The organism is Autumnicola musiva, assembly GCF_031846585.1.
Classification (GTDB): domain Bacteria; phylum Bacteroidota; class Bacteroidia; order Flavobacteriales; family Flavobacteriaceae; genus Autumnicola; species Autumnicola musiva.
Map to the genome: position 1 here is coordinate 146,838 of NZ_JAVRHK010000008.1, position 14,152 is coordinate 160,989.

A 14,152-nucleotide genomic window follows, 5' to 3' on the forward strand; every position below is an offset into this window, starting at 1 on the left:
GCGTAAATATATTATTTCTCATCTAAAGTATTGATGCTTTTGGTAATTTCATATAAAGCAATGGCAGCTGCCTGTGCGACATTCATGCTACTGTTGTTACCAAACATATTAATATGAAGTGTTTTATGGCAAAGGGAAAGAATGTTTTCCTGAATGCCAAAAGCTTCATTTCCAATCACCAGGGCTATAGCTTTATGTTCCCCGAAATTTGCAGTTTCCAAAGCTAAACTATTATGGGTAATTTCCAGTGCGAAAATGCTGTAGTTTTGTTCCCGGTAATATTCCAGTGCCTGAAGGGTGGTCTCAAACATTTCAAATGCCACATATTCGTGGGTATTTCTGGCAGTTTTCTTCAAGCGGTTGCTGCGGAAGTTGGGAGGAGTACCACAAAATATTATTTTTTCCACCCCAAAAGCATCGGCTAACCTAAAAATACTTCCAATATTTGCATCCCCGGCAACTTCATCCAGGATAAGGACAAGCGGAAAATTCCTTTTTTTAAAATTAGATTGGTAGTGGGACAGCTGTGATTTCAATTTTCAAAAGCATATTTTATAATATTCGCTCCCATTCTTAAAGCTTTGAGGCGAATTTCTTCAGGGTCATTATGAATTTCCTGATTTTCCCAGCCGTCTCCAAGATCACTTTCATAAGTAAACAGTAAGATCAGGCGGCTATCTTCAAAAAGTCCAAAAGCCTGTGGCCTGTTGTTATCATGCTCATGGATTTTAGGCAATCCGTTGGGGAAATTAAAAGAGCTGCTGAAAATTGGATGATTGGCAGGCAATTCTTCCAGTTCTTTCTCCGGAAAAACTTTTTTCAGCTCCTTTGGCAGATATTGGTTCATTCCGTAATTATCATCAATATGAATAAATCCGCCACTTAGAAGATAATTCCGCAGGTTTTCAGCTTCCTCTTTGCTAAAGAAGACATTTCCGTGTCCCGTCATGTGAACAAATGGGTACTGAAAAATATCGGTTGTTCCGGGAGTTACGGTTTCAGGTTTAGTGTTTATTGCAGTGCCTATATTTTCATTGCTATATTTAATAAGATTTGGCAAAGCCGTTGGGTTGGCGTACCAATCACCACCACCATTATATTTAAGCACCGCAATTTTTTGTGCAATAGCAGCATGAGCCAGTACAAAAATGCCAAGAAACAGAAGGGCTTTTTTCATTCTAAACTTTATTATGCTTTAAAAATAGATAATTTTAATTGAAGAAAACTACTCCTGGTTTGCCAAAGCAAATGTGTGGCAGGCAGCTATTGCCGCAGTTTCCGTTCTTAACCTGCTGTTTCCAAGGCTTACCGGCTGAAAATTATTTTCCAGTGCCAGTTTTATTTCTCCGGAAGAAAAATCACCTTCAGGACCAATAAGCATAACAGAACTGGACTTTGCCTTTGCTTTATTTTTCAACAGAAAACGTTCTTTGTCTTCTTCACAATGGGCAATAAATTTTTCTTCTTCCGAAGCTGAATTTACAAACTCTGCAAAACTTTTCGGCTCATTAAGTTTGGGCATTCGGTAATGGAGAGATTGCTTCATGGCACTTTGCAACACTCTTTCAAACCGGTTTAATTTTACTACTTTACGTTCACTGTGGTCACTTATAATGGGCGTAATTTCATGAACGCCGATTTCAGTCGCTTTTTCAAGAAACCATTCAAACCTGTCATTCATCTTGGTTGGTGCCACTGCCATGTGTAAAAAGTAGGGAGCGGTTTTTTCCTTAGTTACTTTAAGAATTTTCGCAACCGCTTTATTTCCTGCCTGTTTTAATTCTACAGAAAATAATAATCCTTCGCCATTAGTCACTTCCAGAAGGTCACCCTCTTTTTTTCGAAGCACCTTTGCAATATGCCTGCTTTCATCCTTAGGGAAGATAATTTGTTTGTCATTTTTGGTTATTCCGGGATGATAAAATAACTGCATAGGTTAAAATTTATACCGCGCCTGTGCGGTGGTGGAAAAATCTGAAAATTCTTTATTCAGAAATTTATAATGGCCGGCAATAGCGATCATAGCGGCATTATCTGTAGTATATTCAAATTTTGGAATAAAACATTTCCAGCCATACTTTTTTTCGGCTTCCTTCAGGGCATTTCTTATTCCGCTGTTGGCCGAAACTCCACCGCCAATAGCCACCTGCTTTATTCCGGTTTCTTTCACAGCTTTTTTCAGCTTATCCATTAAAATGGCAATTATTGTATATTGAATGGAAGCGCAAATATCCTTCAGGTTTTCTTCAACAAAACCAGGATTTTCCTTTGTCTGCTTCTGAATAAAATATAAAATAGCTGTTTTGAGTCCGCTAAAACTAAAATCGAGTCCTGCTACTTTTGGCTTTGGAAACGGAAATGCTTTTGGATTGCCTTCCCGGGCGTATTTGTCAATTAAAGGCCCGCCGGGATAAGGGAGTCCCATAATTTTGGCACTTTTATCAAATGCTTCTCCCACAGCATCATCTGTGGTCTGCCCGATTATTTCCATCTTAAAATAATCGGAAACCTTCACAATTTGGGTATGGCCGCCACTAATGGTTAGCGCCAAAAAAGGAAATTCAGGCTTTTTAAAGCCTTCTTCTTCAATAAAATGAGCGAGGATATGCGCCTGCATATGATTAATTTCAATAAGAGGAATATCCAGTCCCATGGCCAGAGATTTTGCGAAAGAAGTTCCCACGAGAAGCGAACCCATAAGGCCGGGCCCACGTGTAAAGGCAATTGCAGATAAGTCTTTTTTGTCGATATTTGCGGCTGCAATAGCCTGGTGAATAACAGGAACAATATTTTGCTGGTGGGCCCTGGAAGCCAGTTCCGGCACCACACCTCCATATTGCTGATGTACCTCCTGGGTAGCTACAATATTTGAAAGTATTTTGCCGTTACAAAGTACGGCTGCAGCCGTATCATCACAGGAAGATTCAATAGCAAGCATATATATTTTTTGTTGTGTCATCAGGAATGGGAAAAAGGCATAGAAGTTGCTAATTTTGTACAAATTTAAAACATAAAACCGTATCAAAAAATTCTGGAAAATATTAAAAAGAGTAATGATTGCGCTCCTTTTGTTCTTCATACTCTTGCTGATTGTATTTTCCATTCCCACAGTACAAACTTCAGTTGCCGAAAGACTCACCAATAGCCTTCGAAAAAATAACAATATTGATATTAATGTAGACAGCGTTAGCCTTTCCTATTTTGGAGATATTAAAGTGAATGGGGTTTACGTTAAAGACCACCATGAGGACACGCTTCTTTATGCCAGGGAGGTTTCAACTTCTATTTTAGGCATCCGAAACCTCATAAATAATAAGCCCGATTTTGGTAATACAATTATTGAAAGCCTTAAGCTTAAGATGAAACGCTATGAGGGGGAAAGCAGGGACAATTTGAGCCTGCTAATATCTAAACTGAAGAAAAACCCCACCGGTAAACCGCCTTCTCCTTTTGAATTACGGGTAGGTGATGTGCAAATCCTGAACAGCCATTATAGTTACAGAGATGAAAATCTGGATACCGAAAATGTATTGCTGATGGATAATCTTAATATCTATGCCGAAAACCTGTTGGTGGACGGAGAGCTTATTACTGTGGATATTACCTCATTAAGGGCCGAAGAGCGCCGGGGGATTACGGTAAGTGATATGAATACGGAATTTACTTATACTCCCAACCACATGGAGTTGCAGAACCTGCTTCTTAAAACTCCTGAATCTACTGTCCAGGGAGATCTTAATTTCGATTATACGCGCGAACAGTTTTCAGATTTTGAAAATAAGGTGCAGCTTAATGCTGCTTTCAGGGAATCAACAATTTCCAGTACAGACCTTCAGGTATTCTTTGACGGCTTCGGAACCGGAGAACTAATTAATTTTAATACCCAAATGACGGGGACCCTAAACGACTTCTATCTTGAAAATCTTGAGTTGGAAGGTATGGACAGGAGTGCGGTTTATGGCAATCTTGAAGTGCAGGGAGCTTTTTCCCAGGAAGCTGAAGATTTTCAGATTTCCGGGAATTTTGAAGAGTTTAATTCCAATTATTATGATCTTGTTAATTTGCTTCCCGGCCCATTGCAGGGAAACCTGCCGGAAAATATAAGGGATTTTGGAAGTATCAGGATGAGCGGAGAGGCTGTGCTAACCGCTAATTCTCTTGTTGCCGATATTCTTATAAACACCCAGCTGGGCTTTGCCGATGCAGATTTTGTACTTCGACATTTCGACAATTCCAATGCCGCCACTTATAAAGGCAAACTTATTTTTAAAGATTTTAATGTAGGCCGCCTGGTGGATAATGAAAACCTGGGAAAAACCAGCTTTAATCTTGACGTGGATGGGAAAGGCTTTCAGAAGGAAAATATAAATGCCCAGCTTCGTGGTGCTATTTCAAAAATTAATTTTAACAATTATACCTATAAAAACATCAGGATAATCGGGAATTTAAGAAATCCCGTATTTAACGGCAACCTTGTTTCCAATGATCCAAACCTGAAAATGGAATTTAACGGGCTTGTAGATGTTTCAGAAGATATTAACGTATATGATTTTGAGGCAGGGGTAGGGTATGCCAATTTAAGTGCCCTTAATTTTATTTCCCGGGACAGCACTTCCATCTTTAAAGGGGATGTGATCATGAATATGAAAGGTACGAATATAGATAATGCCTTTGGAAATATTCTCCTGCTGAATACCTCCTACAGGAATCAAAATGACCTGTATTATTTTGATGATTTCAGCATTGTTTCTTCATTTGAAGGAAACGTACGCACCATTGCCATAAATTCTCCCGATGTAATTAGCGGGCAGGTGGAAGGGATCTTTCAGCTTAGGGAAGTGGAATCGCTTTTTCTCAATTCCCTGGGGAGTATTTATACAAATTATGAGCCCAGGACCATTACCACCAATCAGTATATGGAATTCAATTTCGATATCTACAATAAAATCGTAGAGGTTTTTTATCCTGAAATAACACTGGCTCCCAATACCTTTGTGCGCGGAAGGGTGGAATCTGATGAATCTGAATTCAGGGTTGCCTTTAGGTCCCCAAAAATTGAAGCTTTTGAAAATATGTTTGAAGAGGTTAACCTTCAGGTAGACAACACAAATCCAATTTACAATACTTATTTTGAAGCCGATAGCGTGGCAACAGATCTTTATAATTTTTCTGAGTTCAGTTTTATCAATGTTACGCAGCGGGATACCCTGTTCATCCGCTCAGAATTCCAGGGTGGGCAAAATAATGCCGATGTTTTCAACATTAATCTGTTTCATACCATAAATGAAGAAAACCAGTCTGTTGTAGGTGTACAGCGATCGGATCTTAAGTTTAAGAACAATGTATGGTACCTGAATGAAGAGAGCAATAAAAGTAACAAAATTGTTATTGAAGATGATTTTCGCAATATCGTGATAGACTCTTTAGTAATGAGTCATGAAAATGAAGAAATAAGGTTAAGTGGTGTAATGAGGGATACTACTTATAAAGATTTTAATATGGAATTTGATAATGTAGATCTTGGTAAAATTACCCCCTCATTGGAAAAATTGCAGCTGGCCGGGAGGGTAAATGGGAAACTCGATCTGGTCCAGGAAAACAACGCCTATTATCCAAACACTTCCCTGAGGATAGATTCCCTTGATATTAATAACAATTTGCTTGGGAACCTTAATATAGATGTAGAGGGCAATGAGAACCTAACCAATTATGCCATTAATGCACATTTAAAAAATAAAGGTTTTGAATCCCTGAATGCAGTAGGAAACATTAATGTTAGTGGCGCACAACCCACCATAGATTTAAACCTGGATCTGGAAAAACTGGATATGGCTGCTTTTAGCCCCCTTGGAGGAGAGGCTATTAGCAATATTCGCGGGCGGGCAACTGGAACGGCCAAAGTGGCTGGTAATTATAAAAACCCCGAGTTTAGTGGTCAGCTTGTTCTGGAAGATGCGGGATTAAGTATTCCTTACCTGGAAGTGGATTACAGGTTTCAGGACGCCGCCGAGGTAAATCTAACCGAACAGCAGTTTAATTTTAATAACATCAGGATTACCGATACTGAATTTAATACCAGTGGCAGGCTTAACGGCAATATTTCTCACAGGAATTTTTCAGAATGGTTTCTTAACCTGGATATTACCACCGATCGGTTACTGGTATTAAATACCGATGCCGAAGAAGATGCGCTTTATTACGGGACAGCTTTTATTAGCGGAGATGCTTCCATTGAAGGGTCCACAGACCAGCTGGTAATGGAAGTAAACGCTACGACCGAACGTGGTACCGTTTTTAAAATTCCTTTAAACGATACCGAATCTGTAGGTGATAATTCTTATATCCATTTTTTAAGTCCGGAAGAAAAGGCAGCAAAAATGGCAGGTCAGGAAATTATAATTCCTGAAGTAAAGGGAATTGAAATGGTATTTGATCTCAATGTGACCAATGAAGCTGAAGTGGAAGTGGTGGTAGACAAAACCAGTGGGAGCACCTTACGAGGCCGTGGTGCAGGAAACCTTTTACTGGAAATAAACACCAATGGAAAATTTAACATGTGGGGGGATTTCATTGTATATGAAGGTGTATATAATTTTAAATATGCGGGACTTGTGCAGAAGGTATTCCGGGTAAGATCTGGTGGTAGTATTAACTGGGATGGTAACCCTGTACAGGCAGAGCTTGATGTGAGTGCGGTTTATCAGCTGGACGCGAATCCTTCGGTGTTACTGGAAAATCCTTCTGTTAACAGAAAAATTCCGGTGGAAGTGGTTATCAACCTTCAGGGCCAGATTGTTCAGCCGGATATCGGTTTTGATATTGATTTCCCAAGTGCCAGCTCTGTGGTACGTTCAGAATTGGAATACCGTATAGATGACAGGGCAAGCAAAGAGCTGCAGGCACTGTTTCTTGTTACTCAGGGAGCTTTCTACAGTGAATTTGGGTTAAGGCAAAATGCAATAACCGGAACTCTGGCAGAACGGGCATCAAGTATAGTGAATGATATTTTTGCAGATGAAGATGGCAAATTTCAGGTAGGGGTTAATTATGTACAGGGCGACCGTACTCCGGACCAGCAAACTGTAGATCGCTTCGGGCTTACCTTATCTACACAAATTAGTGACAGGGTATTGATAAATGGACAGGTGGGGGTTCCCATAGGAGGAGTAACAGAATCACTGATTATTGGTAATGTGGAAATTGATTTTCTGCTGAATGAGGATGGATCACTAAGGGCGAAGGTTTTTAATCGGGAGAACAATATACAGTTTATTGGAGAGGAAATAGGATTTACTCAGGGGATAGGGCTGGCTTATTCTGTAGATTTTGATACTTTTAAAGAACTAATTCGCAAAATTGCCGACAAAGAATTGGCTAAAGCAAAAAAAGAAGAAGAGCAGGAGCAAGCAACAGAAGAATCTTTAGCGCCAGATTATATTACATTTCCGGAAGAATAAAGCAGAGGCGTTATAAAAAAAGGGAGTAAAATAAATTTTACCCCCTTTTTAGATTAGTACATCTCCCCAAATGTAACTAACCTGTATTATTATTTATTATGGTGCATCAGCCTTTTCTGAATTTACTGAAACTGGATTTTTCTGGGACTTAAATTAAAATCCTGCAAGAGAAAATTTGCCCTCTTCCTGGATATACCCATTCGTAAAAGATGAGTAAGTATACATTCCTTTATACAGGTTTTAACTTCACCTCGTTTAATTAGATGGTTGGAAATGCGCGTGTACACCTGGTCATACTCAGCAATAATTTTTGTAGTCACATCAAGTAAAACGTTTTCTTCAAAATAACGGGCCGAAAAGCAATAATCGAAATCGATTTTTGTTGCGCCTTTTAAAGAAGGTTTAGGACGGCTGGGAACATACAGGAATCCCTTGGTTGGTTTATACTGCATAATAATTTAGAATGGTTAATGTACCAGTAAAATAAATAAAAATTATCCATAGAAGATGACGTAAATACAAATTTAACTAACACTATTCCAAGATGTTATAATTAATAAATTCTTAAACAATTAAAAAAATTGTCTAATTTTTCTTACGATTTTTTCTCCTAAAAAATGGATTTCATAGTGTTTTCCGCGTTAACAAGGTGAAAGTTGGTATTACTGTAATCGATAAAAAAGATACTTTTATGGAATTTTTTTTAAAGTTATTTTTTCTAAGGTTTAGGAATATTTTGCCATAAATCTATTTGTATTTAGATTTACACCTAATCTTTTTCAGATACATTAAGGACTATTTTATGACTAGTAGGATTAAAAAAATTGGAGTAATAACTTCCGGAGGCGATGCCCCGGGGATGAATGCAGCAATAAGGGCAGTAGTGAGAACATGCGCCTATTATCATACCGATTGTGTGGGGTTTTATCGTGGTTTCCAGGGGATTATTGATGGTGATTATATGCCTTTAAATGCCCGTAGTGTTCGTAATATCATCACTTATGGAGGGACTATGCTACAATCTGCCAGGTCAAAAGAATTTAAAACCAAAGAAGGGAGGGCTAAAGCTGCAGAAAAATTAAAGGAGGCTGAAGTAGACGCATTAATCCTGATTGGCGGTGACGGAACCTTCAAAGGTGGACTTGCTTTAAGCGAAGAGCATAATATCCCCTGTATTGGAGTTCCCGGAACCATTGATAATGACATTTCTGGTACAAATTATACTATTGGATATGATACCGCACTTAATACAGTAGTGGAGGCTATAGATAAATTAAGAGATACAGCCAGCTCACACAACCGTTTATTCTTCGTTGAAGTGATGGGCCGGGATGCTGGTTTTATTGCTTTGAACAGTGGAATTGGTGCAGGGGCTGAAGAAATACTTATTCCTGAAGAAGACTTAGGACTGGAGCGCTTGCTGAATTCATTGGAAAGAAGTAGAAGATCTGGAAAAACATCAAGTATTGTTGTGGTTTCTGAAGGGGATAAAATTGGGAAAAATGTTTTTGAATTAGCTGAATATGTAAAAGAAAACCTTCCTTACTATGACGCCAAAGTAACCGTCCTGGGGCATATCCAGAGAGGAGGAAGGCCCACCTGTTTTGATCGTGTACTGGCCAGCCGTTTATGTGTAAAAGCAGTAGAGCTTCTGAAGGATGGGAAAAGGGATATGATGGTAGGAATCATTAATAATGAAATTCAGGCTACCGGCATAATGGAAGCTTTACAAACTGAACATAAAGTGAACAAGGATTTATTGAGAATATCAGATATTTTATCTACTTAAGTCATGAAAACAATCGCAATAATAGCTCATAATGGTAAAAAAGCAGAAATGGTTCAATTTCTGAATGAGCACAGGGAGACGCTTCAGTCTAAAGAATTAAACCTTATAGCCACAGGAACTACCGGCGCTAAAACGGAACTGGCAGGCTTTACGGTGGAAAAATTACTTTCAGGACCCCTGGGCGGAGATGCACAAATTGCTGCCCGAATTGCGGAAGGCCTTATTGATATGGTAATATTTTTTCGTGATCCTTTAGATAAACATCCACACGAGCCCGATATCTTTATGCTGATGCGCCTGTGTGATGTACACGATGTCCCTTTGGCCACTAACCCTGCAACAGCAAAATTGCTGATACAGGGTTTATAATCTTTTATAACAGTGAGTAATCATTTCCTGGGCCTAAAATGAAGACTTTACTGCAATAGCACTTATTTCAACATTTACAAATTTTGGAAGATTGGCCACCTCTACAGTTTCTCTTGCAGGAGCAGTTTCTGTATCAAAATAAGTTCCGTAAACTTCATTTATTTTATTGAAGTTATTCATATCACTTATAAAAATTGATGTTTTAATGACGTTTTCAAAATTCATTCCTGCTTCAGCAAGTATAGCTTTTAAGTTTTCCATTACCAGCTTTGTCTCCGAGGCAAGATCATCAGTTTCAAGTTTTCCGGTTTCGGGATTAATAGCAATTTGTCCGGAAACAAAAAGCATATTCCCGCTTAAAACAGCCTGGTTATAAGGTCCTATTGGTGCAGGTGCATTATTGGTTTTAATTATTTTCTTCATGTTTTAAATTTTAAAATGATTGCCTTAAAATAACTTTTTTGGACCTCCTTAAAGTTGAGGTAAAGGTTTAGTCTATAAGCTCTAAAATTTTGTCCATTTTCCATTTTTACAGGCTTCTGTCCCTTGTTCGCCGCTTTTCATATTTGATATCGCTAAGAATGGAAGATTTTATACCAATAAAAAAGTTCCAGGATGCCCGCTGACTAAATGGAACCCAGCTAAAATTAAGCCTCCAGCTGTTCAAATCACGGGCAAAGCGCAACTGGGTATATGTGAATCCCTGCTCTTTAATATCAAATCCGGAAGATGCTCCAATTGACCATTTTGGAGACAAATCTACATTTCCAGAGAACATGAGGGAATGTGAAGTAATTTCGCTCTGTCTTGAATTGTTATTGTAGGTCATAGTGTATGAAAGGCGCAAATCCCAGGGGATTTTGTAATTATACCATTCGCTATTGGTTTCCCTCTCTTCGTCTCCTTCAAAGGGATCTTCTTCATCTTCATAAAAAGTACCATCTAAATCGGTACCCTTTCCAAATAAATCATCCCGGCGGCCGCCGTTCCTATACGTGTCATTTTCAGTTTCATCTTCATTTTCAGTATCCTTTTCAAAATCTTTGCTCGAGAAAGAATATCCAAAACTCACATTGGCGTTGGTGAGGCGCAGCAAACTCCCGCCATTACTAATATTAAGCTGATCAATTCGGCGATTATTATTATCAAGTGCATAAATATCCAGCTGGCTCGCTAAGTTTATGGAGAGCTTATTATCTACAATGGGAATACTTCCCCGAAGGGCAATAGGGGAGAGCTTTAAGGAATCTCCTGCCAGATTATAAGAAGTACTTGCACTAAAATTATTAAGTAGCGTTATTTTTTTAGGTTCGGTGGCTGTACTATCTTTATTCCGCACCTTTGCCTCCAGGGTATTACTGATGCTTAACCCAATGGAACTTGAAAATGTTCTTCCCGGGGCTCCGTATAAAGTTCCGTCAAAGCGTGAATAATCTACAAGATCTATTTGTGTGGGATCGGCAGGATCTACCTGTTCAAACTGATCGTAATACTGGTCAAAAGCAGGATTAATATTATAACTAATGGAGGGCCTCATGACATGCCTTATAGCCTGAATTTTTTTATCTGATCCAAAACTTTTTAATCCGTATACGGTTGTCCCAATACTTGCATTAAAGTTATAGGTCCTGAAACTGTCAAAACCTTTGATGGTGTCCCTCAGGACACTATTGGTTTCTTCATCATAATAACGCTCAAAGGTTTCAAATACCCAGTTTTCCTCATAACTGGCACCGGTACTAACGCTTAGATATCTAAAAAGCTTGAAGTTAGTAGAGATGGGAATGGAATGCTGAGCACCGTAAACGGCGTCCTCAAACATCTGGGGTTTAAAGAAAAGCGAATCATAGGTATTAATCCTGTTTTCAGCCCTTAAATTATACTGAAAATTGATATTTTCAATAATTCCTTCTTTTGCACCAACTTTAGGCTCAAAAGGATAAATTCTGGACATACTCGCAGTTAGGGTGGGGAGGGTAAGGTTTACAATTCCCGTATTGGTGTTCTGCGAATGTCTTGCTGCCAGATTTAAGGTTATCTGCGGTTCTCCCTGAAATGTTTTAGAATAGGAAACCGATGAGTTAAGGGTATTATTTAAAAAGTTACCCGTGTTAGCCTGGTTTATAGATTCCCGATAATAATCGCTACTTCCCAGATTCACAGACGCACTAAACCTGGAAGAAGGGCTTGCTTTGGAATCCTGGCTGTGGGACCACCTTAAATTATAATTTGAACCTTCAGCAAAATCAGGAAAACCTCTCTCACTCTCCAGAAGCTTCTCGTACCTGAAGCTAACATTTCCCCGAAACCGGTAACGTTTTGCATAATTGCTCTCCAGGTTCATGGCGTAACTACCATTGGTGTAATAATCTCCAATAGCCAGAAGATCAGCATAATCGCTTATTGCAAAATAATATCCTCCATTCTGCAGGTAATAGCCCCGCTCATTACTATCTCCAAAAGAAGGTATAATAAAGCCGGAAGTTTCTTCCTCAGTCATAGGGAAATAACCAAAAGGTAAACCGAGGGGGGTTGGTACATCTGCAATGTACATATTCACCAAACCGGAAACAATTTTTTTGTCCGGCACAAATTTAATCTTACGCGCGTAGAAATAGTAGTCGGGGTTATCTACATCTTCGGAAGTAGTAAAACGAACGTTCTGCATAAAATAGACAGAATCGTTTTCTCTTTTGGTAACTTCTCCTTTTACGTTAAACTGGGCTTCCTGGGTACGGGAATTATATATAAGCGCCCGTTCAGTATCAAAATTGAAGCGTATAGAGTCTGGCTCTACAACTTTAGGTCCTTGTTTAAAAACAGGTGCCTGAGTATAGGTGCCTGTAGAATCTACAATTCCGTAAGCATAAACCTCATTTTTTTCATTATCTATTATAATACGACCTGCGTTAATTGTGAGATCTCCATAAATAACCTCTGCCTCATTATAAAGATACATTCGGCTCTCTCTCTGGCTAAGGCGAAGATAATCGGTAGCTTTATATTGTACCTTATCTGTAAGTAATTGATTTCCCTGTGGCCTAATGGTATCACCCAGGATACTATCCTGCATACGTATAGTCTGGGCAAGGGGAATGCCTTCTCCTACCGAAACAACACTGTCACGTGCCGCTTCTATTTTCATGCCACTTAAGGTGTCTATCTCTTGCGCCGTTATAAATGAAGGGAATGACAGTATAAAAATACAGCAAAAAAGTATATAAGGTATATTTGTTTGCAATGCTTTAAGTACTATTTTTGTATAGAGTGGCTTGCTTTTTGCGATTCAAAATTACATATATTTTTCCACCTGACTTTTGTGAAAGAGTGAAAAATAGTAATTAAAATAATCACCCTGATTTTAGCGTTAACTGTTTATGAGAACGAACCTAATTAAACTTTTCGTATTATTTTTTTGTGTTTTTACATTTGGGCTTGATGCTCTAGCCAATGAAGTGCCCGAAAAAGACCGCTTTGTAGTGGTGCTGGATGCCGGCCATGGCGGCAAGGATCCCGGAAATATGGGCAACGGGTATAAAGAGAAAAATATTGCCCTTAGTATTATTCTGAAAATTGGAAAAGAATTGAAAAAAAACGGGATAGAAGTGATTTATACACGCGAGAGCGATGTTTTTATTCCATTGCAGAAACGTACTCAAATTGCAAATGATGCGAGGGCAGATCTGTTTGTTTCGGTACATTGTAATTCCCATAGCTCACAAGCCAGCGGGACTGAAACTTTTGTTTTAGGACTTAGAAGAAGCGATGATAACCTTGAAATTGCCAAGCGTGAAAACTCTGTAATTTATCTGGAGGAAGATTATGAGGTTACCTATAACGGGTTTGATCCGAATTCTCCCGAATCTTATATAGGCCTTGCTCTTATGCAGGAAGAATATTTAAACCAGAGTATTCTGCTGGCAGATTTTATTCAGAAGAAATTTACCCATGAACTTAAACGAAAAAATCGTGGAGTGAAACAGGATGTATTTCTTGTACTTAGGGAGGCCGTAATGCCCAGTGTTCTTATTGAAACCGGTTTTCTTACCAATAATGAAGAAGGAGCGTATCTTAATAGTAACAGGGGGCAGGATAAAATGGCACAGGCAATTTCCCAGGCTGTTATTAATTATAGTCAGAGTATAAATCTTTCTACTCTGGAAAGTATTCCGGACACAGCAGGAAACATAGGGTCAACTACTGTAAATTCCAGTTTTTACGAGGGAATCACATTTAAGGTGCAACTAGCCGCCGGTTCTAGAAAACTTGAAACGAAACCTTATAATTTTAAAGGACTGCAAAATGTATCCCGTGCCAAAGAAGGGCCTTTGTATAAGTACTATCTAGGGGCTACTTCAGATTATCTTAAAATTCAGCAATTACATCAGACAGCCATAAAAAATGGATACTCATCAAGTTATATCGTAGCTTTTAGGGACGATAAAAAGATTACAGTTAATGAGGCGTTAAAATCTAAGCTCAATTAGGTGTAGTTTCCTAATTTTATTTCTAAATTTGTACGGATCTTAAACTAATA

General features: G+C 38.8%; 11 protein-coding genes. 4 read left to right on the plus strand and 7 right to left on the minus strand.

The features are described 5' to 3' along the window. Positions 1-11: 11 nt before the first annotated feature. From RM539_RS12240 to tsaD, 4 genes are read right to left on the minus strand one after another with little or no spacing between them, the layout of a single operon-like run. Positions 12-536 carry a TrmH family RNA methyltransferase gene (locus tag RM539_RS12240; protein ID WP_311503687.1) on the minus strand — a complete coding sequence of 175 codons (525 nt, stop codon included), beginning with the start codon at positions 534-536 and terminating at the stop codon, positions 12-14. Continuing rightward, a complete protein-coding gene (locus tag RM539_RS12245) occupies positions 533-1,177 on the minus strand; it encodes a DUF4159 domain-containing protein (protein ID WP_311503688.1) in 645 nt (214 codons plus the stop codon). Before RM539_RS12245 ends, RM539_RS12240 begins: the two co-directional genes overlap by 4 nt. A gap of 48 nt (positions 1,178-1,225) precedes the next feature. Beyond that, a complete protein-coding gene (locus tag RM539_RS12250; RefSeq protein ID WP_311503689.1) occupies positions 1,226-1,933 on the minus strand; it encodes a 16S rRNA (uracil(1498)-N(3))-methyltransferase in 708 nt (235 codons plus the stop codon). 3 nt (positions 1,934-1,936) lie between these two features. Beyond that, complete coding sequence (gene tsaD / locus RM539_RS12255; protein WP_311503690.1) at positions 1,937-2,959, minus strand: tRNA (adenosine(37)-N6)-threonylcarbamoyltransferase complex transferase subunit TsaD; 1,023 nt, start codon at positions 2,957-2,959, stop codon at positions 1,937-1,939. A 94-nt stretch (positions 2,960-3,053) separates the two neighbouring features. Between tsaD and RM539_RS12260 the strand changes: the two genes are divergently transcribed. Beyond that, on the plus strand, positions 3,054-7,457 hold the full coding sequence (locus RM539_RS12260) for a translocation/assembly module TamB domain-containing protein (RefSeq protein ID WP_311503691.1): 4,404 nt from the start codon (positions 3,054-3,056) through the stop codon (positions 7,455-7,457). A 122-nt stretch (positions 7,458-7,579) separates the two neighbouring features. On the opposite strand, the gene RM539_RS12265 is transcribed toward RM539_RS12260, so the two are convergent. Then, positions 7,580-7,909, minus strand: coding sequence for a hypothetical protein (locus tag RM539_RS12265; RefSeq protein WP_311503692.1), 330 nt, complete (start codon positions 7,907-7,909; stop codon positions 7,580-7,582). A 350-nt stretch (positions 7,910-8,259) separates the two neighbouring features. Here RM539_RS12265 and pfkA point away from each other — a divergent pair, with 350 nt between their 5' ends. Then, positions 8,260-9,246 (plus strand): 6-phosphofructokinase, encoded by a 987-nt coding sequence (gene pfkA, locus RM539_RS12270; RefSeq protein WP_311503693.1) that lies wholly within the window; start codon positions 8,260-8,262, stop codon positions 9,244-9,246. 3 nt (positions 9,247-9,249) lie between these two features. Continuing rightward, positions 9,250-9,615 (plus strand): methylglyoxal synthase, encoded by a 366-nt coding sequence (locus RM539_RS12275; RefSeq protein ID WP_311503694.1) that lies wholly within the window; start codon positions 9,250-9,252, stop codon positions 9,613-9,615. Positions 9,616-9,648: 33 nt separating this feature from the next. Here the strand turns inward: RM539_RS12275 and RM539_RS12280 are convergent, their stop codons facing one another. Beyond that, positions 9,649-10,038: a RidA family protein gene (locus RM539_RS12280; protein WP_311503695.1), complete on the minus strand. Its 390-nt coding sequence runs from the start codon at positions 10,036-10,038 to the stop codon at positions 9,649-9,651. A 106-nt stretch (positions 10,039-10,144) separates the two neighbouring features. Beyond that, positions 10,145-12,760 (minus strand): putative LPS assembly protein LptD, encoded by a 2,616-nt coding sequence (locus tag RM539_RS12285; RefSeq protein ID WP_311503696.1) that lies wholly within the window; start codon positions 12,758-12,760, stop codon positions 10,145-10,147. A 232-nt stretch (positions 12,761-12,992) separates the two neighbouring features. Here RM539_RS12285 and RM539_RS12290 point away from each other — a divergent pair, with 232 nt between their 5' ends. After that, a complete protein-coding gene (locus RM539_RS12290) occupies positions 12,993-14,102 on the plus strand; it encodes an N-acetylmuramoyl-L-alanine amidase family protein (RefSeq protein ID WP_311503697.1) in 1,110 nt (369 codons plus the stop codon). The last annotated feature ends 50 nt before the right edge of the window (positions 14,103-14,152 follow it).